The sequence below is a fragment of the uncultured Capnocytophaga sp. genome, assembly GCF_938029845.1.
In the GTDB taxonomy this organism is placed as follows: domain Bacteria; phylum Bacteroidota; class Bacteroidia; order Flavobacteriales; family Flavobacteriaceae; genus Capnocytophaga.
This window is the reverse complement of sequence record NZ_CALHGG010000025.1, coordinates 11,940-36,508: the sequence shown is the minus strand read 5'-3', so window position 1 is coordinate 36,508 and position 24,569 is coordinate 11,940. Positions and strand designations below refer to the sequence as shown.

23 protein-coding genes are annotated in these 24,569 nt (G+C 39.4%); 22 read left to right on the top strand and 1 reads right to left on the bottom strand.

The window, feature by feature from the left end; translation table 11 throughout:
- Nucleotides 1–228 precede the first annotated feature (228 nt).
- The 16 genes from lgt to alr all read left to right on the top strand — a co-directional run bounded on the left by lgt (nucleotide 229) and on the right by alr (nucleotide 15,733).
- Nucleotides 229–1,143: a prolipoprotein diacylglyceryl transferase gene (lgt, locus tag Q0625_RS01860; RefSeq protein ID WP_298823197.1), complete on the top strand. Its 915-nt coding sequence runs from the start codon at nucleotides 229–231 to the stop codon at nucleotides 1,141–1,143.
- 15 nt (nucleotides 1,144–1,158) lie between these two features.
- Nucleotides 1,159–2,328, top strand: coding sequence for a glycosyltransferase family 87 protein (locus Q0625_RS01855; protein WP_298823196.1), 1,170 nt, complete (start codon nucleotides 1,159–1,161; stop codon nucleotides 2,326–2,328).
- Nucleotides 2,325–3,251 carry a glycosyltransferase family 2 protein gene (locus Q0625_RS01850; protein ID WP_298823195.1) on the top strand — a complete coding sequence of 309 codons (927 nt, stop codon included), beginning with the start codon at nucleotides 2,325–2,327 and terminating at the stop codon, nucleotides 3,249–3,251. Before Q0625_RS01855 ends, Q0625_RS01850 begins: the two co-directional genes overlap by 4 nt.
- A gap of 23 nt (nucleotides 3,252–3,274) precedes the next feature.
- Nucleotides 3,275–4,039 (top strand): polysaccharide deacetylase family protein, encoded by a 765-nt coding sequence (locus Q0625_RS01845; protein WP_298823194.1) that lies wholly within the window; start codon nucleotides 3,275–3,277, stop codon nucleotides 4,037–4,039.
- On the top strand, nucleotides 4,036–4,974 hold the full coding sequence (locus tag Q0625_RS01840; RefSeq protein ID WP_298823193.1) for a glycosyl transferase family 90: 939 nt from the start codon (nucleotides 4,036–4,038) through the stop codon (nucleotides 4,972–4,974). Before Q0625_RS01845 ends, Q0625_RS01840 begins: the two co-directional genes overlap by 4 nt.
- 334 nt (nucleotides 4,975–5,308) lie before the next feature.
- Nucleotides 5,309–7,069 (top strand): DUF6492 family protein, encoded by a 1,761-nt coding sequence (locus Q0625_RS01835; protein ID WP_298823192.1) that lies wholly within the window; start codon nucleotides 5,309–5,311, stop codon nucleotides 7,067–7,069.
- A gap of 14 nt (nucleotides 7,070–7,083) precedes the next feature.
- Nucleotides 7,084–8,235 carry a glycosyltransferase gene (locus Q0625_RS01830; RefSeq protein ID WP_298823191.1) on the top strand — a complete coding sequence of 384 codons (1,152 nt, stop codon included), beginning with the start codon at nucleotides 7,084–7,086 and terminating at the stop codon, nucleotides 8,233–8,235.
- Nucleotides 8,228–9,319 (top strand): glycosyltransferase family 1 protein, encoded by a 1,092-nt coding sequence (locus Q0625_RS01825; RefSeq protein WP_298823190.1) that lies wholly within the window; start codon nucleotides 8,228–8,230, stop codon nucleotides 9,317–9,319. The genes Q0625_RS01830 and Q0625_RS01825 overlap by 8 nt, the downstream gene beginning before the upstream one ends.
- Nucleotides 9,320–9,327: 8 nt before the next feature.
- The gene (gene fabD / locus Q0625_RS01820) at nucleotides 9,328–10,206 is read left to right on the top strand and encodes an ACP S-malonyltransferase (RefSeq protein ID WP_298823189.1); all 879 of its coding nucleotides are present in this window, start codon (nucleotides 9,328–9,330) and stop codon (nucleotides 10,204–10,206) included.
- 152 nt (nucleotides 10,207–10,358) lie between these two features.
- Nucleotides 10,359–11,024, top strand: a complete 666-nt coding sequence (locus Q0625_RS01815; RefSeq protein ID WP_298823188.1) for an epoxyqueuosine reductase QueH — start codon at nucleotides 10,359–10,361, stop codon at nucleotides 11,022–11,024.
- 5 nt (nucleotides 11,025–11,029) lie between these two features.
- Entirely contained in the window at nucleotides 11,030–12,001 is a 972-nt protein-coding gene (locus Q0625_RS01810) for a polyprenyl synthetase family protein (RefSeq protein WP_298823187.1), read from the top strand.
- Between the two features lie 13 nt (nucleotides 12,002–12,014).
- Nucleotides 12,015–12,665 (top strand): hypothetical protein, encoded by a 651-nt coding sequence (locus Q0625_RS01805; RefSeq protein WP_298823186.1) that lies wholly within the window; start codon nucleotides 12,015–12,017, stop codon nucleotides 12,663–12,665.
- A 26-nt stretch (nucleotides 12,666–12,691) separates the two neighbouring features.
- Entirely contained in the window at nucleotides 12,692–13,645 is a 954-nt protein-coding gene (locus Q0625_RS01800; protein ID WP_298823185.1) for a hypothetical protein, read from the top strand.
- 68 nt (nucleotides 13,646–13,713) lie between these two features.
- Nucleotides 13,714–14,463, top strand: a complete 750-nt coding sequence (locus tag Q0625_RS01795) for an enoyl-CoA hydratase/isomerase family protein (protein ID WP_298823184.1) — start codon at nucleotides 13,714–13,716, stop codon at nucleotides 14,461–14,463.
- Nucleotides 14,460–14,624 carry a hypothetical protein gene (locus Q0625_RS01790; RefSeq protein WP_009642682.1) on the top strand — a complete coding sequence of 55 codons (165 nt, stop codon included), beginning with the start codon at nucleotides 14,460–14,462 and terminating at the stop codon, nucleotides 14,622–14,624. Before Q0625_RS01795 ends, Q0625_RS01790 begins: the two co-directional genes overlap by 4 nt.
- Before the next feature lie 2 nt (nucleotides 14,625–14,626).
- Nucleotides 14,627–15,733: an alanine racemase gene (gene alr, locus Q0625_RS01785; RefSeq protein ID WP_298823183.1), complete on the top strand. Its 1,107-nt coding sequence runs from the start codon at nucleotides 14,627–14,629 to the stop codon at nucleotides 15,731–15,733.
- A gap of 56 nt (nucleotides 15,734–15,789) precedes the next feature.
- Here the strand turns inward: alr and Q0625_RS01780 are convergent, their stop codons facing one another.
- Nucleotides 15,790–17,040 carry an FtsX-like permease family protein gene (locus Q0625_RS01780; RefSeq protein ID WP_298823182.1) on the bottom strand — a complete coding sequence of 417 codons (1,251 nt, stop codon included), beginning with the start codon at nucleotides 17,038–17,040 and terminating at the stop codon, nucleotides 15,790–15,792.
- Nucleotides 17,041–17,063: 23 nt separating this feature from the next.
- On the opposite strand from Q0625_RS01780, the gene Q0625_RS01775 reads away from it, so the two are divergent.
- From Q0625_RS01775 to Q0625_RS01750, 6 genes are all read left to right on the top strand, one after another.
- Nucleotides 17,064–18,281, top strand: coding sequence for a DUF1343 domain-containing protein (locus tag Q0625_RS01775; protein WP_298823181.1), 1,218 nt, complete (start codon nucleotides 17,064–17,066; stop codon nucleotides 18,279–18,281).
- Nucleotides 18,282–18,302: 21 nt separating this feature from the next.
- On the top strand, nucleotides 18,303–18,905 hold the full coding sequence (locus Q0625_RS01770) for a hypothetical protein (RefSeq protein WP_298823180.1): 603 nt from the start codon (nucleotides 18,303–18,305) through the stop codon (nucleotides 18,903–18,905).
- 281 nt (nucleotides 18,906–19,186) lie between these two features.
- Nucleotides 19,187–20,221 carry a UDP-3-O-(3-hydroxymyristoyl)glucosamine N-acyltransferase gene (lpxD, locus tag Q0625_RS01765; RefSeq protein WP_298823179.1) on the top strand — a complete coding sequence of 345 codons (1,035 nt, stop codon included), beginning with the start codon at nucleotides 19,187–19,189 and terminating at the stop codon, nucleotides 20,219–20,221.
- 37 nt (nucleotides 20,222–20,258) lie between these two features.
- Entirely contained in the window at nucleotides 20,259–21,656 is a 1,398-nt protein-coding gene (locus Q0625_RS01760; protein WP_298823178.1) for a bifunctional UDP-3-O-[3-hydroxymyristoyl] N-acetylglucosamine deacetylase/3-hydroxyacyl-ACP dehydratase, read from the top strand.
- Between the two features lies 1 nt (nucleotide 21,657).
- A complete protein-coding gene (gene lpxA / locus Q0625_RS01755) occupies nucleotides 21,658–22,467 on the top strand; it encodes an acyl-ACP--UDP-N-acetylglucosamine O-acyltransferase (protein ID WP_298823177.1) in 810 nt (269 codons plus the stop codon).
- Between the two features lie 93 nt (nucleotides 22,468–22,560).
- A complete protein-coding gene (locus Q0625_RS01750) occupies nucleotides 22,561–24,552 on the top strand; it encodes a M3 family metallopeptidase (RefSeq protein ID WP_298823176.1) in 1,992 nt (663 codons plus the stop codon).
- Nucleotides 24,553–24,569: the final 17 nt, after the last annotated feature.

Here is a 24,569-nt window from a genome sequence, read left to right as displayed (position 1 = left end):
AAAAAGGAAATAATCCATTTATTTATTGTATCTTTGCCCAAAGTTCCTGAATTTTGGTGTTTTTTCTCAAACACAAAATTACTAATTCTTGGGAACTTTTATTTTATTATAGGAAAAAGTTTAAACAGCTTCGAAATAGTAAAATTGTAAATTACAAAAATTAACGATTAACAATTAACAATTAACAATTAAAATTCGTACTTTTGTCCCTTATAAAAGAATCTTTATATGGACTGGAATCCCAATCAAGTACTGCTTGACTTACATTTTATACAAATACGCTATTACAGCCTTATGTTTGTAATTGCTTTTTCCTTAGGCTTTTACATTACAAAAAAAATATTTTTAGCTGAAAACAAAAGCTTGGATAAGCTCGATTCCTTAGTTATCTATGTAGCAATAGCTACTCTTTTAGGGGCTCGATTGGGGCATGTATTCTTCTATGATTGGGACTACTTCAAGGATCATCCGTTAGAGATCATACTTCCTTTCCGCTTCTCCCCTACCTTTGAGGTAACAGGATTTGCAGGATTAGCTAGCCACGGAGCTGCTGTAGGAATTATCATTGCCATGTTTCTCTACATACGCAAATACCCCGATATGAAACTCTCTTGGGTGCTTGACCGCATTGTCATTGCCATCACCATAGGGGGTATGTTTGTCCGTTTTGGTAACTTTATGAACTCCGAAATTGTGGGTAAGATCGTTGATAAGTCCTTCCCTTTTGCAGTAAAATTTCTACAATCTGGAGATTTCAGTGCCCGTGAAGCTATGGAACTCACTGGAGAGAACACCCCTCAGAAGGCTTTTGAGGTAATTGCCCACAACCCACAATTTGTAGAAATATACAACCAAATCCCCTACCGACACCCAGTCCAACTCTATGAGGCTGTTTGTTACTTTTTCCTCTTTTGGTTGCTATATTACCTCTACTGGAAAACCAACAAGAAAGACCAGCCTTACTTTATCTTTGGAGTGTTCCTAATCGCTCTTTGGTCTATACGTTTCTTTACAGAGTATGTCAAAGATAGTCAAGGGGGTATTGAAAATACCTTAGGTATTTTCTCCACAGGCCAATGGCTGAGTATTCCTTTTATCATTGCTGGGATATTCCTACTATTCTTTAAGAAAAAAAGTGTGTAACTTTGTTCAACTCAGATGCTAAAGAAACTATTTTATAATGAGCGTTTTACGGCTATCCTCTGGGCGGGATTGGCGCTGGCTACTATCCTCCAAAATGTAGTGATTCGGGGTAGGTACAACAATTACCTTATCTTCGAGGGAGTTTTTAATCACTCCCTAAAACAGCTACCTTTATTCATCCCTTACCCTGAGGAATATGGAGATATGAACCATTATGGGGTATTCTTTAGTGCAATTATAGCCCCTTTTGCACTCCTCCCTTCAGGTCTGGGTTGTGCTTTATGGATATTGGCCAATGTCGCCTTCCTTTATTGGGCTATTCGTCAATTACCGCTCTCCAAGGGTGTCCTCATAGGCATTCTACTTATAGCCGCACACGACATGTATACAGCTGCTGCCATGCAACAGTTCAACATTAGTGTTATCGCTCTTTTAGTAGCTGCTTTTGTCTTTGTAGAAAAAGGAAAAAGCCACTGGGCGACTCTCTTTATTGTAATTGGCACCTTGACCAAGCTCTATGGCATCGTTGGTTTGGCTTTCTTTTTCTTTGCCAAAGACAAAAAGCGCTTTATAGGGTCTGCCCTACTATGGCTAGGGTTGCTCTTTTGCCTACCCATGTTATACTCCTCTCCTGAATATGTGCTTTCCCAATATCATGATTGGTATATTTCCCTTTCCCAGAAGAATGGAGAAAATATGGACACCTCACATTATAACCTACAAAACCTATCTTTCTTAGGTTTCTTGCAACGTACTGGCATTTATAACAATAACTTAGTAGTTATTGCTATTGCTTTATTACTCTTTGCTCTCCCTTATTTGCGTATAGCGCAATACAAGCACCTGCGCTTTAGGCTCATGTTCTTGGCCTCAGTGAGTATGTTCCTATGCCTATTCAGCACAGGAACCGAGAATAGCACCTATGTGGTAGCCTATGTAGGAATTGGAATTTGGTTTATGACCACTCCTAACAGAAACAACTCTCTAAAAATCACACTTTTAGTCTTAGCCTTTTTAGCTTCACTCTCTCCTACTGACCTTTTCAAGCCTCTCAAAGAACCTTATATCATCCGCTATTCTCTTCGAGCGGTGCCTGTCATGCTTATATGGCTCACCCTCATTTGGGAAATGTGTAGTTTGGACTATGGAAAAGAGTATACTAACCCTAAAGAAGTCTCCCTATGAAAAAGATAGATATCGTCGTTCCTTGTTATAATGAAAGTGAGAATATCCGTCCACTATATCAGGCTATTAAGGATGTCTTCACTAAAGAGCTACCTGACTATGACTTCAACTTACTATTAGTAAATGACGGAAGTAAAGACTCCTCTCTGCTTATCCTCCAACAATTGGCCAAGGAGGATGAGCGAGTAAAATACCTTTCCTTCTCCCGCAATTTTGGACACCAATTAGCGGTAAAAGCGGGCTTAGATCATGCCTTCGCGCCTGCGGTAATCTCCATGGATGCTGACTTGCAGCATCCTCCTGCACTGATTCCTACCCTAGTTCGTAAGTGGGAAGAGGGCGCGCAAGTAGTGGCTACCCTACGTACCTATCCTGCCGAAATCTCTAAGAAAAAACGCAAGAGTTCCCAGCAGTTTTACAAGCTACTGAACCTACTTTCAGATATTGAAATCAAGGAGGGCTCAGCCGATTTTCGTCTGCTTGATCAATCTGTGGTAGAGGTAATCCGCCACATGAGAGAGAACGAACCTTTCTTGAGAGGCATGGTTCCTTGGGTAGGCTTTAAGCAAGTGTATGTACCTTACACCGCTCAAGCTCGTTATTCGGGAGAGACCAAGTATACCTTGAAGAAAATGTTCCAATTAGCTCTTAGTGGGGTTACCTCTTTTAGTGTAAAACCTTTATACTTTGCAGTATTCTTGGGCTTCTTCTTTTCCATGCTCTCTGTATTATACATTCCTTATGTGATTTATTCCTTCCTTAATGGTTCGGAAATCTCAGGATGGGCATCCCTTATCATGACGGTTGTTTTCTTCGGAGGGCTACAACTGATTATCTTAGGAATCATCGGGGTATATATCGGAAAAATATTCACCCAAACCAAGGAAAGACCTGTCTATATTATTCAAGAAAAACACTTATAACCTTTTGAGAAACAACATAACTGATGATTTACCTAAGTTTTGATATAGAGGAGTTTGATATGCCCAAGGAATATGGGTTTGACATTCCTTTTGAGCAACAAATGGCCATTTCCCATGAGGGACTCACTGTTATCTTGGATTTGCTCCAAAAGCACGAGGCAAAAGCTACTTTTTTCTCTACTGTAATTTTTGCCCAAAACGCCCCCGAGCTTATTGAGCGACTCCTAAGTGAAGGACATGAGTTGGCCTCACATACTTATTATCATTCCGACTTTGCCATAGAACACCTGCGCTCCTCCAAAGAGGCCTTGGAGTCTCAGTTTGGGGTAACTGTGGAAGGCTTGCGTATGCCACGTATGTTGGAGGTAAGCGCTACCGATGTCAAGCAGGCAGGCTACATCTATAACTCCTCCGTGAATCCTACCTTCCTCCCTGGACGATACAATAAGTTACATGTACCTAGAGCTATGTTCCGTGAAGATGATCTTTGGCAAATACCCGCAGGGGTAAGCCCTTGGCGTATTCCCCTCTTCTGGCTTTCCTTTCATAACTTTCCTCTATGGTACTACAAACACCTTTTGAGCCGTACGGTTGAAAGTTTAGGATATGCTGCCCTCTACTTTCACCCATGGGAATTTACGAACCTACACCAAAAAGAGTTTAACTTCCCTTTCTATGTTATGCGCAATACAGGAGAAGCTATGATCGCACGCTTTGATAAGCTACTTGGCTTTGCTAAAAAGAATAATTGGAAAGTAGAAAACTATAAAAAACTAATAGAAAGATGAATATTACCAAACAAATAAAGCTTTTTTATTATATACAAAGCTATACACGCGCATTCTTAGGTAAAACAGGTGATTACAAACAAACTATTGACAAACTAAAGAGTAAAATAGATTCAAAAACCTTAGAACAGATACAAAAACGAGTTGATTATTATTGTAAGTTAGACCATCCTGTACCCAACAGCAAGACTCATCAGATAAAAGAATTAAAAAAAGCCAAGAGTCCCAAGGCTTATTACTTTGACACTTACGAATATGCCCGATACTTCCCTGAGAACTATTTCATAGACTTTGTTTTTGGAGATGTCATCCACATACCTGATACGCCAAGCATTGCAAAGAGCAGACCTATCACAGAAAAAAACGAAAACTCCGTCCTGCTGAAGCTGGACAAAGCCAGACATTTTATTCGCATTAACAAAGATAAGCCTTTTATTGAGAAAAAAGACTTGCTCATAGGCCGTGGTGCTCTCTATCAGCAACACCGATACGATTTCTATAATCTATATTTTTCTCACCCTCTATGTGATTTAGGAAGTGTTGGAAAAAAGGGCATAGGAAAGCCTGAATGGATAAAACCCAAGATAACTTTAAGGGAACACTTAGACTATAAATTTATCCTTAGCCTACAAGGGAATGATGTAGCCACCAACCTTAAGTGGATTATGTCCTCCAATTCCATAGCTGTTATGCCAAAACCCACAGTGGAAACTTGGTTTATGGAAGGAACTTTGGAAGGTGGCAAGCATTATATAGAGATCAAAGACGATTATTCTGACTTAGAGGCACAACTAAGCTACTATATCAGCCACCCCAAAGAGTGTCAGGAAATTATCCAAAATGCTCAAGCCCATACCGCTCCCTTTTGGAATCCTGCCACCGAAGACCTATGCAGTCTTTTGGTTTTAGAGAAATATTTCAATCTATGTAATTAATAACCTAGATTATTTTATATTTAAAAATATTTTTTTCAGATTTGCTTTTTTTTACTATCTTTGCCAGTAGAATTTCCAATATAAGAGATATTAATTAACACAACTTAACCATCAGCTCTTCAATTTTTTATAGATGAAAAATATTATATAAAAACAAAAATTTTGACAAAAATATCAATCACTGTTCCTCCTTTTATTATGGTTACTACCTCTGTCAAATGTATTATAGAAAACATGTAATTTATTGAACCTTTTCAGCATACAACTTTTTCCCTCATAGAAAAGAGTTGTAAAACTCAAAAAAATAATCTTGGTAATTATTAACTTATAAGGCATGGATAATTTAGCAACTATTTGGGAAGATTTAGCAATCATATCTTTAAACTATAATTCAGCAAAAGAGGTATTTAGGCAAGTTACCCATCTTAGAAAGGAGGGAATCCCTAATACATGTTTCTATCTGATAGATAATGCTTCTAATGATGGAAAGGAAATCAAGGAATATTGTTTAGAAAACAAAATAAAATTTATTGCTAACTCTATAAATGGAGGCTATGCACAAGGAAACAATATTGGAATAAGAAAAGCAATAGAAGAGGGAAAGACTATTTTTTTGATTCTCAATCCTGATATCGAAATTAGCAAAGATAGCATAGAGAAACTATATAACACTTTAGTCTCCTCTGCTGAATTACAGATTATAGGACCTCGCATTTGTGACAAATTCAAAAGGAATCTAATTTATTCCGATGGAGGTATATTGACTCCTAATAGATTATGGGATGATCATATAAATTATAATCAAATAGAGAAAGAGGGCTTAGAGGCAGAGAAAGAGGGCTTAGAAGCTTTGAATACAAATATAGATTATATTACAGGTAGTGTGATGATGTTCAAGAAAAATACTTTAGATATCATTGGGTGGATGAGAGAAGATTTTTTTATGTATTATGAGGAGACAGAATGGTGTTATAGATTAAGAAAACACAAAAATCTGAAATTAGGAGTACTTACAGATTGTAAAGCATATCACCAAATGAGTCCTAAAGGGGATTTTTATCAATATTATATATCACGAAATAGAATTCTATTCTTCAGAATGTATCATATTGGTTATCATGTCATGGTAAAAAAAACATTAACACAATCTTTTAAAGGAATTTTTAGTAAAAAACACAATAATTCTCCTTCATTTTTTAAAAGACTATACTTCTTTATATTAATGCTTAAAGCTGTATATATATGGATTAACAACAAAAATCAATTTTTCTTCATAGTTATGGAAAAGATAGTTTTATTCATAAAGACATATAAAAAAGACTACAATAGAGTCTCTTTATTAATAGATTCTATACACAGATACAATATTGACAGAATACCTCTATTAATCTCTGTAAATGATGTAGATTTTAATTTTTTCAAAACTGAATTTCCTAATGAAAACCTTGTAAAAGACAGTGAAATCGTAGATTGTAATGAAAAAGACCCTTGGAGATATCAACAAATAATTAAATCTCAATTACACAAATTAGATTTTTGTGAAAATTATGTTTGTATAGATTCTGATTCTTACTTTATAAGGAATTTTGGAGTAAAAGATTTTATGTTTGACTCTGAGACACCTTATACTGTAATGCATCAACAGAAAGATTTATTTTCTTGGAGTAGTATTAATAAGGGTACTATAGGTTATAATCCTAAGGATGAGTTTGAAAAAGACCGTGCTTTTATTATGGATAAATTCCAAAGAAAAGGAGTTTTTTATGACTTTGGGCCTTCTCCTGTAATATGGTCTAATAAAGTATGGAAATCTTTAGAAGTTAATTATTTAACCCCAAACAAAATAGACTTTTCTACAATTATTTGTCAATGTCCAAGCGAATTTTCTTGGTATGGAGAATGGCTTTTAAAAGATAAAACTATTCCTATCTATCCTATAGAGCCTTTATTTAAAGTATTCCACTATGAAAAACAATACACAGATTTTATGAAGCAAGGACATACGGAAGATAGTATTAAGGAAAATTATCTAGGAATCGTCAAACAATCCAATTGGAAGTTAAAAGGAAGAAAATGGTACAATAAATTTTTCTAACAAAGATGAAGCAGATGAAGAAAAGAATATTATACTTTATGCCAGATAATCCATCTGCCGGAAAAGCAGGAAATCTGACACGTTGTACACAAATGCTGAATTATTTGGAATCTTTACCTAATATAGAAGTTGATTTTCTTTCGATAGGAGATTGGGGGGACTGGGACAAAAAAAACAAAACTAATTTCCTAAAAAAACATCCTAATGTGAGATTGCATTTAATTAATAGAAAAGGAAGTAAAACTAACAAAATAAAACAATTTTTTGAATATAAACTATTAAACATATTCCCAAAACTGACAAAAGGAACAAGTGTGGATATTACTAATCCCATGCTTAACAGGAAGGTTTCAAACTTCATAGACAGAGGAAATTACGATAAAGTAATTATTAGTTATGCTTCTTGGGCAAAGGTAATAAGCAATATTAGAACTAACCCCTATCTAATTGTTGATACTCACGATTTCATTACAGCTCAAAGCAAAGATAAAACAGGAAAAATAGGAAAATTGTTCCTAAGTGAGATAAACATCCTCAAAAAGTTTGATGAAATTTGGACCTATTCCGTGGAAGAGGAGTATATTTTTGAGCAATTTACAGATAAAAAAACTACTCTTATTCCTATATCTTTCCCTTTCTGCCCAACAGAATATAAGGAAAATTATAAATATGAGTTAATTTTTATAGGAAGCCTAAACCCTCATAATATAAAGGGAATCCAATGGTTCGAAAAAGAGGTATTACCTTTCTTAGAAGACACCAAAATCCATATTATAGGAAAAATTTGTAAAGTAATCTCTGATCATCCTAACTTCGTAAAACATGGTATAGTAGATGATTTAGAAGAATTTTATCAAAATACAAAAGTTGTCATATGCCCTATGCTATCAGGAACAGGAATAAAAATAAAAGTATTAGAAGCCTTATCTCACTCATTACCTATTGTCACCAATCGTAGAGGTGTAGATGGCCTTCTAAATAAAAAATCAAATGGTTGTATAGTTGAATCTACAGGAAAAGGATTTGCTAAAGCTATACTAAGACTTTTAAAAGATGAATCTTTTTATCTGGAAAAGAAAAAAGAAGCTGAAACATATTTTTTAGAAAATCACATTTTTGAGAGAGAAAAAGAAGTATTAGATAATATTTTTTTAGGAAATGAATAAAATTCTTATAGACCTTGAGCGCCTTCGCTATCCCAATTCAGGAATTGCTAATGTTTTTCGAAACTTAGCAAAAGGATTACAATATCTTAATGATAAATACAATATTTATTATTTTGGCACCAAAAAAGAATTGCTTAAAATAGATCCTTCATTATCTATTATTGAGTGGAAAAAATGGCATAAGTTTTGTGAGACATTCAGTAATAAATTTGATATAATACATGCAAGTCATCAACTTTCTTCTTATTTCCATAAGAAATATAAGAAATCTATAAAAATCCTTACACTACATGATCTAAATTTTTTATATGAAGATCTAAATGAAAGTAAGAAAAATAGAATGCTTAAAAAAGTAAATAACAATCTTAGGAATACAGATTATTTGGTATGTATTTCTAACTTTGTTAAAGAGGATGTCCTCAAACACAGAAATATTTTGGATACAAACCACATTAAAGAAATTTTTGTTATTCATAATGGTATCTCACTCCCTGAAGAGAGAAAATATGAATTAGGAAGGTTTAGTTTCCTAGAACAGAAAAAGTATATTCTTAACATAGGCGTTCTATTTGCCAAAAAAAATCAGAAAAAACTCGTAGAGATGCTCCTTTATATTGAGGAGGATTTAGTTTTAATCTCTTCTGATGAAAAAGAGCCCTATGCTACTCAGATTAGAGATATTATAAAGGAACTTAATCTACAACATCGTATCCATTTTTTAAAAAATGTTACCGAAGAAGAAAAATATGCTTTAATACAAAACTGTCAGGGCATGTGTCATCCTTCTATTGCTGAAGGATTTGGAATTCCTCCCATTGAAGCTATGGCTTTCGGGAAGCCTGTCTTTTTAAGTCGATACACCAGCCTTCCAGAAATTGGTGGAGAGATTGCTTTTTATTTCAGCAACTTAGATCCTAAACAAATGGCAAAAGAGTATCAAGAAGGAATGAATAAATTCAACTTATCTATTATAGAATATCAGGAAAAATTAAAGAACAGAGCCTATGAATTTAACTATTTAAAAACCGCTCAAAACTATCTCGATCTTTACAAATATATTTTTGAACAAAAATCATCTAATTAAGATACACCATGAAAAAAGCTTATATCTTTCCTGGTCAGGGTTCCCAATTTGTAGGAATGGGAAAGGACTTATATGAATCAAGTCCCCTTGCCAAATCTCTCTTTGATGAGGCCAACGCTATTTTGGGCTTCGCTATCACTGAGGTTATGTTCTCTGGTGATGAAGAAGCACTAAAACAAACACGAGTCACACAACCTGCTATCTTCCTACACTCTGTCATTCAGCGCCAGGTCTTGGGGGATGCCTTCAAGCCTGATATGGTAGCTGGACACTCCTTGGGAGAGTTCTCTGCCTTGGTTGCCAGTGGAGTACTGACCTTCGAGCAAGGCTTGCGCCTCGTAGCCAAACGTGCTGAAGCTATGCAAAAGGCCTGTGAGCTACAAAGAGGAACTATGGCCGCTATCTTAGGACTTGACGATGCGGTCGTTGAGCAAGCCTGCAAAGACACCGAGGGCGTGGTAACCCCAGCCAACTATAACTGCCCTGGACAGCTAGTTATCTCTGGTGCTTATGAGGCTGTCGAGCAAGCCTGCGAGACCCTCAAGAATGCAGGTGCTAAGCGTGCCCTCATTCTTTCCGTTGGGGGCGCCTTCCACTCTTCACTGATGAAACCTGCCGAAGAAGAATTGGCAAAGGCTATCGGGGAAATCTCTTTCCAAAAACCACTTTGCCCTATCTATCAGAATGTGACCACTACCGCAGTAACTGATCCTGAGGAGATTAAGAAAAACCTTATCGCACAGCTCACCGCCCCTGTCAAATGGACACAAAGCGTCCAACAGATGATTGCCGATGGTGCTACCGAGTTCTACGAACTTGCTCCAGGAAAGGTGCTACAAGGATTGGTGAAGAAAATCAATAAGGAGGCGGCTGTTTTCTCCGCTTAAAAGAAAAACTGAGAAAAAGGTATTGTAATTCCAAAAAATATCGTACCTTTGCATGCAGATATTAATCTGTTTAATATAGTTGCTCATAATATGAAAATTGAAAAAGGCTTTCATCTTGCGTGAAAGTCTTTTTTTGAATTAATCCTCAACCTATGGAAATCATCCGAGAAAAGTTGGTTTTGCCCAATGATGGCAAGAAACTCTTACTACACTCTTGCTGTGCCCCTTGTTCGGGAGAAGTGATGGAAGCTATTAGTGCCTCTGGTATTGAATTTACCATTTTTTTCTATAATCCTAATATTCACCCTAAAAAGGAATATGAGATTCGTAAAAACGAGAATATCCGCTATGCTGAAAAGCTTGGTATTCCTATCATTGATGCGGATTATGATGTGGATAATTGGTACGAAAGGGCTAAGGGAATGGAGAACGAACCCGAACGTGGCAAGCGTTGTACTATGTGCTTTGATATGCGCTTTGAGCGCACGGCTCTCTATGCTTACGAACATGGGTTCGATACCATTACCAGCTCATTAGGAATCTCTCGTTGGAAGAATTTTGATCAAATCAATGATAGTGGGCTACGTGCAGTAGCTCCCTACGAGGGGCTTACCTATTGGACTTATAATTGGCGAAAAAAAGGAGGCTCTGCGCGTATGTTGGAGATTAGCAAGCGTGAACATTTCTATATGCAGGAGTATTGCGGTTGTGCTTATTCACTACGTGATACCAATCGCTGGCGCTTAGAACATGGTAGAGAACGCATAGAAATTGGAGTAAAATACTATGGTGTAGATGATAATAATGACAAACAGTAAAATCTATGCAACTAATTACTGATTACCAAAACGAATTTCTTGCTTTCATGAACAAGCATCTTATAGAGCGAGAACCTAAGAACTTATATGAGCCTATCCACTATATCCTCCGTGTAGGGGGTAAGCGATTGCGCCCCACCCTTACCATGCTTAGTGCCGATATTTTCGGAGTGGATTACCACAAGGCACTCTATGCTGCCCTCGCCGTGGAGATCTTCCACAACTTCTCCCTTGTACATGACGATATTATGGACCAGGCACCCCTTAGGCGTGGACAACCTACAGTACATACCAAGTGGAATCTCAACACAGGTATCCTCTCTGGCGATACCATGCTCATTTTGGCTTATCAGTATTTTGAACAATATGAGCCAAACATCTTTCAAGAATTGGCTAAAATATTTAGCAAAACTGCCATAGAAGTTTGTGAAGGACAACAGTATGATGTGGATTTCGAGCAACAAGCACAAGTTTCCACAGACCAATATCTCAAAATGATTGCTTACAAAACAGCTGTACTCGTGGGAGCAGCACTCAAAATGGGGGCGATCATTGCACAAACTACGGAAGAAAATAAGCAAAAAATATACGATTTTGGGCTTGCCTTGGGCATTGCTTACCAATTACAAGACGATTATTTGGACACCTTTGGCGATGCTTCCTTTGGTAAAAAAATCGGAGGAGATATTCTCCAAAACAAGAAAACGCTCCTCTATATCAAGGCTTTAGAGAAAGGTACTGCTGAGCAAAAGCAGGAACTATACACGCTCTATACCACTGAACCTAAGAACGAAGATGAAAAAATCAGCCGTGTAACCGAACTTTTCATAGCTACTCAAAGCCACACCTACCTCAGAGAACGTGTAGAAGCCTACACCATGGAGGCATTCGCTATCTTAGATACTCTTGATATTCCTCAGGAGAAAAAGGATATTCTAAAAGAATTTGGTCGAAGCCTTATGAATAGAACCATTTAATGGGTAAAAATATATGAAAGTATTTGATGAACTTAGAAAGGCAGGCATTGATAGCAAAGACATAGAACAATTGGAAAAATTCTATGGGGAAGAACGTTTTATCCGTGGAAGAGATGGTTTTATAGCTGTTGAAGATAAGGATTTTGAGGGAATGCAGGATTTCTTTAATGATTATACGCTCTTTAATGATTTAAAAGTGATTCTTACGGATGAAAATTCCAATTATTGGTGTGTCTTTGTAGGAGGAGCTCGTAAGGGAATGGTCTGTCATCTTGATCATGAGTTCCAAGACCAACAACAACCTCGCTTTAAGAGCATCAGTCGTTTGCTTGAGGTTATTGAGCAGCACAAGGAAGCTTATGATTTTGACGAGTTGAAAGAACTCCCTGAAAATGTATTTGATTTTCCTTCTAAAACCTTAGAAGACTTTCAGGGGAGAAAGCAGATTATAGAACAACTATACCAAGAGATTGACAACCTTGATACAGAAGATGAGAGCTACGATCAAAGCCGTTCTTCTCGTATCTACTCTATCATAGTCCTTTCTATGGCTTCGGAGGTGGAGACCCATATAAAACCTTTCCTTGACGATGAAGACGACTATGTAAGAGAGTTTGCTGAAACAGCTATGAAGTTCTGGAGTGGGAAAATAGTAACTTTCTAAATTATAAAATTATAGGAGGGGTAGATATGTCTTGGAATTTGTCATTGGTCATTCGTCTCTTGTCATTATGGCTTCTTTTGCTTGGATTCTCTATGAGAGCACAGCAAACTGATTTCGATGAAGACGTGGAGAATCTCAAAGGAAAAGTGCTTCATATAGAGGAAAATTACTATACCTCTTTGGAGCACTACCGCAATCGTACCTATGAAAAACTGTATAAGACTTTGGAAGTTGTAAAGCGCTGCCTAACCTTTGACGAGCTAGGTCGCAAATCAATCTATCAGGAATACGATACTCCCCAGCATTGTATGATGAAAAAGGTGTTTTTATACGACAGCCTTTCCAGACCCATAGGTTATGATAAGCTCTATGATACGGGCGAACTGCCTTATCGAAAGCGAGACAACTATTGGTCAGCTGTCTATACCTATCCCCAAGATAATCCTGACCCCAAGGCGAATATCATCTTCGCTCTTGTTTATTGGGGTGATTTGTTGAACGAGCATCGTACTTATATTTATGATGACAACACGGGTTTGCTTACCGAGGAAAACATCACCCATGTAGAACACGTCAAGGATAAGATCTCTTCCTATGGTACTTGCCTGACTTATAGCTATAATCAAAAGGGACAGCTCACCAAAGTCCGTTGGGAGGCCACCTCCTCTGGTGATGTGTTGTATACTGATATTTACAAGTATGACAGCCAAGGAAGGGTCACACAGAAGGAACACTGGTGGGACAATACGCTTTTTATCAAATATACCTATGAGTACAACGAAAAAGGTGACCCCACCATCGAACTCAGGGAAGAAGGCGATTTATTAGAACGCCCCGAATTCAAGAGTAAGGAGTTTTTTTATTATGCTTACCAATACGACACTCAAGATAACTGGATTAAAAAAATCTCCTCTACCGATAATGGCATTTATTTAGTAACTGAAAGAATCATCAAGTATGACTCAGTTGTTAGTGATTAGTAGTTAGTGATTAGAAACTAACAACTAACAACTAACAACTAACAACTAATCACTAATCACTAACAACTATGGATTACGTATACACCACCACCTCTGGTAGCATCGCTACTGTAGAATTTTCCTCTGAACAGGCCAATGCACTTTCTATGGAGCTACTTGAGCGTTTGAAAAAGGAGTTAGACTCCCTTTCCTCCAACGAGGATATAAAAGCCATTATCTTGCGTAGTGCAGGCGAAAAAGCCTTTTGTGCAGGTGCTTTCTTCAACGAACTGGTGCAAGTGGATTCCTTGGAGAGTGGTCAGAGGTTCTTCAGCGGATTCGCTCGTGTGCTTTGTGCCATTCGTAACTGTCAAAAACCTGTCATTGCAAGAGCTCACGGCAAAGCTGTTGGCGGAGGAGTAGGCATACTGGCGGCTTGTGATTATGTATTTGCTACTGAAGCCGCGGCTATCCGTTTGCCTGAACTGAGCATCGGTATAGGCCCCTTTGTGATTGCTCCTGCTATTGAACGAAAAATGGGAGTAGGCGCTCTGGCGGAACTCTCCTTCTCTCCTGAACAATGGAAAAACGCGTATTGGGCAGAGAAAAAGGGACTTTATGCACGTGTTTTTGAAAATACAGCCGACCTTGACAAGGAACTGAGCTATTTTACAGACAAACTCGCATCCTATCCCTTAGAGGCTTTAGTGGAAATCAAGCGTATCCTCTGGAAGGATTGCCCTTCTTGGGAACCGCTCCTCTTTGACAATGCCTCCATTACAGGACGATTAGCCCTCTCCCCTTACACCAAAGAAAAACTTAAACCTAAAAATTCATGATTCCACTCCAGCAGAACATAGAACAAATACAGGAGAAAATCGCTCATGCCCCCGATAGTGGCTATGCCATCGGCATACTCATAGGAAGCCTCTTGCCTTTTGCGGTATTGGCAATACTGGGGTATCTTTTATTTTCCTACTATAAAAATAAAAAGCAATAAAAATGTCAGTACAAGAAACTACCTTGGAGATTCACTTGGATAATCTCCAACACAATGTACGCCAACTCAAAAAGCACCTCAAGCCTGGCACCCGCTTCTTAGCGGTGGTCAAGGCTAACTCCTACGGCAATAGCTCCGTAGAAGTAGCCAAATACTTAGAAAAAAACGACCTCGCGGACGAGTTTGCCGTTGCCTTCACCTCTGAGGGTATTGAGCTACGACAGGCGGGAGTGACCCGTCCTATTTTGGTCTTCCACCCACAATTGGTGGATTTCGAGCAACTTGTCCAGTACGATCTTGCCCCTACACTTTATTCCAAAAGGCTCATCACTCACTTTATAGACTTTGCCCAGCAAAAAGGATTACACCAGTACCCCTTTCACCTCAAGTGCAATTCGGGCATGAACCGCTTAGGTTTCTCAGTGGAAGAAATCGATGAGATCTGTGAGCTACTCAAAGGGCACCCTGAGCTAAAAGTAAGAACTGCTTTTTCGCACCTATTGGCATCGGAAGATCTAGAGGCTCGACCCTTTATGGAAAAACAAATCGCTCTATTTAGGGAGTTCCAAAAGAAATTGGAAGCTCATTTCTCCCACAAGATTATCTACCACAATTGCAATACTTCGGGTATACTCAACTACCCTGAAGCACATTTTGACATGGTACGCAGTGGAATAGGTATGTATGGCTTTGCCAATGACCCTCACCTGCAAAAGGACTTTAAGCCTATTACCACGCTCAAGAGTATCATTTCTCAAATTCATACCATCAAGGCAGGAGATTATGTAGGATACAATTTTGGCTTCCAAGCTCAAAAACCTATGGAAATAGCGACTATTTCAGTAGGACATGCCGACGGACTCAATCGTATCTATGGAAAGGAAGTAGGATTTGTATTTATTAAGGACAAACGCTGCCCTATCGTTGGCAATGTATGTATGGATATGATTATGGTAGATATCACAGGACTTGGCTGTCAGGAGGGAGACGAAGTTGTGATTTTTGACCAGCGTCATACCAGTGAAACCCTAGCCGAAACTGCTCAAACTATTTCCTACGAGCTAATCACTTCCCTATCCCGACGTATCAAAAGAGTATTCATTCAGTAGTTGTTAGTGGTTAGTTATTAGTGGTTAGTCTCTGACCACTAATAACTAACCACTAATCACTCAAACTTAATCGCTCTTATCGGGGATATCTTACTTACTATATAGGACGGCACCAAGAGCATCAGTAGGCAGACCACCAATATTCCTACATTGAGCGCCAATATATACCCCAAGTGTATATAGATAGGCACTTCCGACACATAATAGATGGACGGATCGAGCTTTAGTGGCGTAAAATAATACTGTACAAAGAGTAATCCCAGCCCTATAAGATTGCCCCAAAATAGCCCCAAACCTATTAAGTAAGCGGCATTGTAGAGAAAGATCTTGCGAATACTCCAGGAAGTAGCTCCTAAGGCCTTAAGCATACCTATCATAGGGGTACGCTCCAAGATAAGTACCAAGATAGCTGTAATCATATTGACCCCTCCTACAATCACCATAATACTAATGATTATCAATATATTAAGGTCAAAGGTATGAAACCATTCAAAGATAGTGGGATATTTCTGTGCAATAGTCTGTGAATCATATTCGGCAGGAATATGATCATAGATATAGGCACCCGTGCGTTCCATCTGGTCAAAGTCCTTAATGTAGACCTCGAAAAGCCCTGCTTGTTGCTCCGACCACTTATTTATCTTCTGTAATTGTCGTATATCCACCAATATATAAGTAGCGTCAAACTGCTGAAAGCCAGAGGCATATATCCCTGCTATGGTAAAATTTCGTTGGTTAGGAATCCCCATACTGTCCTCTCTTAGAAAAAGGGTATTACAAGTATCCCCCACCGAAAGCTCCAAGCGGTTGGCTAAGTATTCGGATATAAGTACTTCATTACTAATGGAATCAGAAGCAAAATGAGGGAGCTTCCCTGCCTTGAGATAGCGCTGCATATATTGCGGATCAAAGTCTTTCCCTACCCCCTTGGCGATAATACCTTCAAAAGTCTTTTCGGTACGTATGATGCCTCCTTTGGTGATCACGGCTTGTATATGCACTACCTTCTCCCCATCTCGATTGAAATACTGGGGGTCAGTATAGAAATCCTCTTGAATAGAAATAGGGGCTACTGATACCTCCGAGCGGTTTGTATCATAGTTAAATATCTGAATATGACCATTCAGCGAGGCTATTTTTTGCCGAATACGCTCCTGCAGACCACGCCCTGTGGCTATGGCTATGAGAATCATCACTACCCCAAGAGCAATAGCACTGATAGCGATTTTGATAATTGGAGAAGAAATACTACTTTTGCCCCCCGAATTATGCACCATACGACGGGCTATAAAAAACTCTATATTCAAAATATAAAAAACGCAAATTTAGAATGAGCAAAATTACACTTTTTTTATTACTTATTGGTATCTTTGGCCAACTTTCTGCACAAAATGTTTCCTATAAGAAATACGAATATGTTGGAACAGGCGCTAGCCAACATTACCAATACCTCCCCATGCTTGCTGGCAAGCGTATTGGAGTGGTTACCAATCACACAGGGATTATTCAAAAGATTATCCATCAGAAGGACAGCACTATCACCGTGCAGAATGAGCATTTGGTAGATTTCCTCTTGTCCAAAAAAGTAAAAATAGAGAAGGTTTTCGCTCCCGAACATGGCTTCCGTGGCACTGCCGATGCTGGCGAGGTGATTAAGGACGGAGTAGATTCCAAGACCAAACTGCCTATCGTCTCCCTCTATGGCAAAAACAAGAAGCCTACTGCCGAACAGCTCAAGGGGATTGAGGTGATACTCTTTGACCTGCAGGATGTGGGGGTACGTTTCTATACTTATATTTCTACTCTACACTATGTCATGGAGGCTTGTGCTGAGAATTACATTCCTTTGGTGATACTAGACCGCCCCAATCCAAACGGACATTATATGGACGGAGCTGTACTGGAGCCTGCTTATAAGAGCTTTATAGGCATGCACCCTGTCCCTGTGGTCTATGGTATGACTATTGCCGAATATGCCCAAATGATTAATGGGGAAAAATGGCTTAAGGGGGGCATACAATGCAACCTAAAGATTGTTCCTCTAAAGAGTTACGATCGCAAGGCTATCTATCCGCTTCCAGTTCCTCCTTCACCCAATTTGCCCAACGCAACAGCCGTTAATCTCTATCCCAGTCTATGCTTCTTTGAGGGAACTCAAGTGAGTATGGGACGTGGTACCAAGTGGCAATTCCAGATATATGGCTCACCTTACTTGGAAAAAACAGCCTTTACCTTTGTTCCTAAGCCCAATGCTGGAGATAAAAACCCTAAATTCAACGGGCGCACCTGCTATGGGGAAGATCTCACTCAGACCCCTCCCCTATCCGAGCTAAACCTCTCTTGGCTTATCAAGGCCTATGAGCAAACCTCTGGGATCAAAACACCTTTCTTCACCTCCTCTTTTGACAAATTAGCGGGTAATAAAAACCTCAAAGAGCAGCTCCTACAGCACAAGAGCGAAAAAGAGATCAAAGAAAGTTGGCAGAAATCACTCAAGGACTTTGCCAAAATAAGGCGAAAATACCTGCTCTATCCTTCCGAGTTCTAAATCATTTATTTTTTGCTACCCATGATACAGAAAATAACCAAAATCATCTTTATTACATTTATTTGCTTTGATCTTTTTCTATTGACCAAGGCGATAGTTGTTTATAACAATATTGAGTCTTCTGAAAAGAAGACAGCTTGGGTAGCTTATTGTCTTTATTATAAAGATACGGGTCGGAAAGGTGGATTTGTAACTAAGAAATTAAGAGTTATACTAACTGATAATGAAAAGGTGACTTCTTTAAAGCAAATGCCATCAATTGATTCTATTGACAGAGATACCATCCCTCCAGAGAATGATGTAGTATTTTCCCCTAGTCTTTTTTCTGTTAGGAACTTGCCTTATATAGATTTCAAAGATAAAGTTTCTTATTACATAATAGATGATTTTTTATTTGATAAGCCGCAAATAGTAGGTTTCTCTACAGAAGCATCTCCAAAAGATAAAACACAATTGTTTTTAGATATTTATATTTGCTATATAGGTGCCTACCTTACTATATCTCCCCTTGCTATATTCGGGCTATGGGCACTTATTGCTGAAAAAATATTTAAAACAAGCAAGGCTTGGAGCTATTTTTTTATAATATTTCTGTACAAAATGCTTTTACTTTTCATATTATAAATATTATGGAAATATTTTATCTTTAATAAAAAATATCACCTTATTTGGAGAAAACACCTTCTCTGTCCTCTGACAACTGACCACTGTCCTCTGACAACTGACCACTAACAACTAACAACTAACAACTAACCACTGACCACTAAAATTGTGAAGAAAATTATCAAAAAAATAGTCGCTATATGAATTATATTTTTTATTTTTGTGCCATGAAAAGTAGTTTTTTGTACTAAACAACGCCTTTTCTACAGATAAATATCTGTATCATAAGAACTTAAGTCTTTATGTCACATAAATTCAAAGCAATTCAAATTGCCCAAGTCCTTAATGGAACACTTGATGGCGACCCTGAAGTAGAAGTCTATAAGCTGGCTAAGATAGAAGAGGGTGGCCCTGGTGCAATTACTTTTTTATCTAATCCTAAGTATCGCCCTTTCATCTATACTACGGCGGCTTCTGTGGTAATTGTAAAAGATGATTTCCAACCCGAACAAGCCATTCAATCTACGCTCATTAGGGTAGCCGATCCTTATTCTGCTTTTACGCAACTACTTGAATTTTATAACCAAATGCGTATTTCCTCCAAGGTAGGAATAGAAAATCCTGTATCTATTGACCCTTCTTCTTCTATTGGAGAGAATGTATATATAGGGGCTTTTACTGCTATTGGAGCTAATTGCAAAATAGGAAATAATGTAAAGATATATGCCAATACAACCATTGGCGACCATGTAACCATCGCCGATAATACAATCATTTTCAGTAATGTGGCTATTTATGCTGATTCTGTAATTGGTGCAAACTGTATCCTTCATTCAGGAGTAGTTATTGGTGGGGATGGCTTTGGCTTTGCCCCTCAGGAAGATGGTTCTTACAAGAAAATTCCTCAGATAGGCAATGTGGTCTTGGAGGACAATGTAGAACTTGGTGCCAATACTACCATTGACCGTGCTACCATGGGATCAACTATTATTCGCCAAGGGGTAAAGATTGATAATTTGGTACAAATCGCCCACAATGTGGAGGTAGGTGCCCACACAGTAATTGCTTCCCAAGCAGGAGTAGCGGGGTCTAGCAAAATAGGTACCCATTGTAGCATAGGCGGACAAGTGGGTATCGCAGGGCATTTTACCATTGGTAACAATGTCAAGATACAAGCCCAATCAGGTATAGGACGCAATGTCAAGGACAACGAAGTGATACAAGGCTCCCCTGCCTTTACCTATATGGACTATAACAAGTCTTATGTAGTGTTCAGAAAACTTCCTGAACTACTCAAAAAAATTGATGAATTAGAGAAAAAACTCAACGAAAAATAATATACTTAAAAATTACATAATTTAAAATAGTTAGCTTGTGAAACAATATACATTAGCAGCCCCCGTCACTTTACAAGGAAAAGGGCTTCATACAGGAAAAAATGTAACCCTCACCCTTAAGCCTGCTGAGGAGAATACAGGTTTTGTATTTGTACGAGTGGATCTCGAAGGTAATCCCATCATAGAAGCCGATGCTACCTATGTAACCAGTACCGAAAGAGGTACCGTGCTTGAGAAAAAGGGAGTTAAAATACAGACATGTGAGCATATCTTAGCTGCTTTAGTAGGTATGAATTTGGATAATGTGTCTATTGAGTTGGACGCTCCCGAACCTCCTATCATGGACGGATCTGCCAAATACTTCGTGGAAGCTATCGAAAAAGTAGGTATTGTAGCACAAGAGGCTGAGCGTAACGAATATATAGTACGCGAGGTCATTTCTTACAAAAATGAAGAAACAGGTTCTGAAATTACGATTATCCCTGCCGATGAATACCAAGTAACTACTATGGTGGATTTCGGCACCAAGATTCTCGGTACTCAGAATGCCTATATGAATACCCTTTCCGAGTTCAAGGAAGATATCGCTCCTGCACGTACCTTCAGCTTCTTACATGAGCTAGAAGTACTCCTTGACAGGGGACTTATCAAAGGAGGCGATCTCAACAATGCTATTATCTATGTGGATAAAGAGCCTTCAGCGGAGACTATGGAGAAACTCAAAAAGGTTTTCAATCGTGACAATGTAACGGTAAAACCCAACGGAGTGTTGGACAATATCAACCTACACTATTCCAATGAGGCTGCCCGCCATAAGCTCCTTGATGTAGTAGGTGACCTTGCTCTGGTTGGTGTGCGTATACGCGGAAAAGTGATAGCCAACAAGCCTGGCCACTTTACCAATACTCAGTTTGCTAAGAAATTGTCTAAAATTATCGCCAATGAGCGCAAAAACGATATTCCTAAAGTAGATATCAACCAAGCGCCTTTGATTGATACCATAGGTATTATGAAGCTCCTCCCTCACCGTCCTCCTATGCTCTTAGTGGATAAGGTGTTTGAGCTATCCGATAAGCATGTTATCGCTACTAAGAGTGTTACCATGAATGAGCCTTTCTTCGTAGGACACTTCCCTGGAGCACCTGTGATGCCTGGAGTATTACAGATTGAGGCAATGGCACAAGCTGGAGGCGTACTGATTCTCAGCTCTGTACCTGACCCTGAAAACTACTTGACTTACTTTATGAAAATCGATAATGTCAAGTTCAAAAACCCTGTACTCCCTGGCGATACACTGATATTCAAGTTGGAACTACTCACCCCTATCCGTCGTGGTATCTGTCACATGCAGGGCTATGCCTATGCCAATGGTAAGCTCGTTACCGAAGGAGAACTCATGGCAAAAATAGTAAAACGAGACGAAAACCAACAATAATATGATGTATCCCTTAGTCAATATACACCCCGAAGCCAAAATCGCTCAGAATGTAGTGGTGGAACCTTTCTCTACTATTTGCAAAAATGTAGAAATAGGCGAAGGCACTTGGATAGGACCCAATGTAACCATTATGGAGGGAGCGCGTATCGGGAAGAACTGCAAGATCTTCCCTGGAGCAGTGATCTCAGCTGTGCCTCAAGACCTTAAGTACAAGGGGGAAGAAACTACAACCCACATTGGGGACAACACCACCATTCGTGAGTGTGTAACCATCAACAAGGGAACTGTGGATCGTATGCGTACCGTAGTGGGTAACAACTGTCTGATTATGGCTTACTCCCATATTGCACACGATTGTATCGTAGGGGACAATTGTATTTTCTCCAATGGCACTACCTTGGCTGGACATGTTACCGTGGGTGACTGTGCTGTAATGGCGGGTATGACTGCCGTTTATCAGTTTTGTTCTATCGGAAGCTATGCTTTCGTTACAGGGGGCTCCCTAGTAGGTAAGGACGTACCGCCTTATGTTAAGGCTGCTCGTAATCCGCTCTCCTATGTAGGGGTCAACTCCATTGGACTACATCGCCGAGGTTTCTCTACCAAGAAAATCCGAGAAATACAAAACATCTATCGTATTCTCTTCCAAAAGAAACTCAGTACCTCCCATGCCTTAGACTATATAGAGGCAGAAATGGAAGCCACTGTAGAGCGCGATGAGATTCTACAATTCGTCCGCCGCTCCCAACATGGTATTATGAAGGGTTACGCCGGTGTAACTCCAGAGGAAAACGATAAAGCTTTTTAAAATTCCAAATTCTATATCATAGGGGCGAATGGTAATTCGCCCCCTTTTATTATAGCAATTAGCCTTTCATTTTTCACTATTAATTTTTCACTTATGTTTGATTCCGCTCCTTTTTCGCATTTTGCGCCTACCGACTACCTACCAGCCATCCAAAAGGCTATTACTGAAAGCCTTGCTGAAATAGATCTTATTACTCAGAACCCAGAACCTGCTACTTTTGAAAACACAGTAGAAGCTTTAGCTTATGTAGGTTTACACCTTGACCGACTCACGGCTATGTTCTTCAATCTCAATAGTGCTGAGACCAACAAAACCTTACAGGCAGAAGCCCAACGTATCTCTCCCCTACTTACCGATTACAGCAATGATATACGGCTGAACACGCCTCTTTTTGAGCGAGTAAGGGCTGTTTACGACCAGCGCGAACAGCTTTCTCTAACGGCTGAACAACAAACCCTCCTTGAGAAAACTTACAAAGGCTTTACCCGCAATGGGGCTAATTTATCCTTGAATGACAAAGAGCGTTTACGCGAAATAGACAAGCAATTGGCTACACTCAAGTTGAAATTCTCCGAAAATATATTGGCTGAAACCCAACAATATTTACAACATTTCACTTCTTTGGAACCGCTATCAGGACTACCCGATTTTGTCCTTGAGATGCTCGCACAAGAAGCCCAAAAACGCCTACTCCCCGGCTGGGTGATAACCTTGGATATGCCTATCTATACAGCTGTGATGAAGTATGCCGACAACCGTGACCTACGCCAAAAGCTCTTTACCGATTATCACAGTCGCTGTACAGGAGCGAGCGCCTTTAGCAATGAGGACAATGTACTGCGTATCGCCCAGCTACGCCAAGCTCGCGCTGCCCTCTTGGGATATCCTTCCTATGCGGCACTTGCCTTAGAGGAGCGTATGGCAGAAACTCCTGAAAAGGTAACAAAGTTCCTCTGTGAACTGTTAGACAAAGCCAAACCACAAGCCCTTAAGGAGTTAGAACAACTCAAAACCTTCTCGGGGGTTGCCGACTTCCAGCAGTGGGATTTTGCCTACTATGCGGAAAAACTCAAGCAGGAACGTTACCAGATTGATGATTCCTTACTAAAACCTTATTTGGCTCTGGACAAGGCTGTGGAAGGTATGTTTGCCGTAGCTCATAAGCTCTACGGACTCCATTTTACCCCCACCTATGAAGTGGAAAAATACCACCCCGAAGTACAAACCTATAAGGTAACCGATGAGAATGGCAACTACCTCGCTCTTTTCTATAGCGACTTCTTCCCTCGTACAGGCAAGCGCAATGGGGCTTGGATGACCTCCTACAAAGAACAATATAGGGACAAAGAGGGCAATGACTCCCGCCCTCATATCTCCATAGTGTGTAATTTCACACGTCCCACAACCTCGGCTCCTTCTTTGCTCACTTTTGGAGAACTCACAACGCTCTTCCATGAGTTTGGACACGCACTCCACGGCATGCTCTCTAAGGTTACCTATCCCTCACTCAGCGGTACCAATGTAGCCCGTGACTTCGTGGAACTCCCTAGTCAACTAATGGAAAATTGGTGCTATGAGCAGGAGACCTTGAGACTTTTTGCCACACATTATCAGACGAACGCTCCGCTGCCTATAGAGTGGGTACAAAAGATAAAAGAAGCTAGCGCCTTTATGGAAGGTATCCTAAGTGTACGCCAGCTCAATTTTGGTTTCTTGGATATGGCTTGGCATACCTACCCTCATTTGGAACGCCTAGAGAGTGTACGCACTTTTGAAAAAGAAGCAACCAAGACTACCCAACTCTATCCCCCTATTGAAACCATGTGTATCTCCCCTGCCTTTTCTCACATTTTCAGCGGAGGTTATGCCGCAGGGTATTACAGCTATAAGTGGTCGGAAGTATTGGATGCCGATGCTTTTGAAGCCTTTAAGGAAGTAGGTATTTTCAATACTGAAATAGCTTCCCGCTTCCGCCGAGAAGTCCTCGAAAAGGGCAGTAGCGAAAAGGAAAGTCTCCTATACAAGCGCTTCCGTGGACAAGACCCCACCCCCGATGCCCTTATCCGAAGAGCCTTCGGAGAGTAAAAAACTATTCACTCATC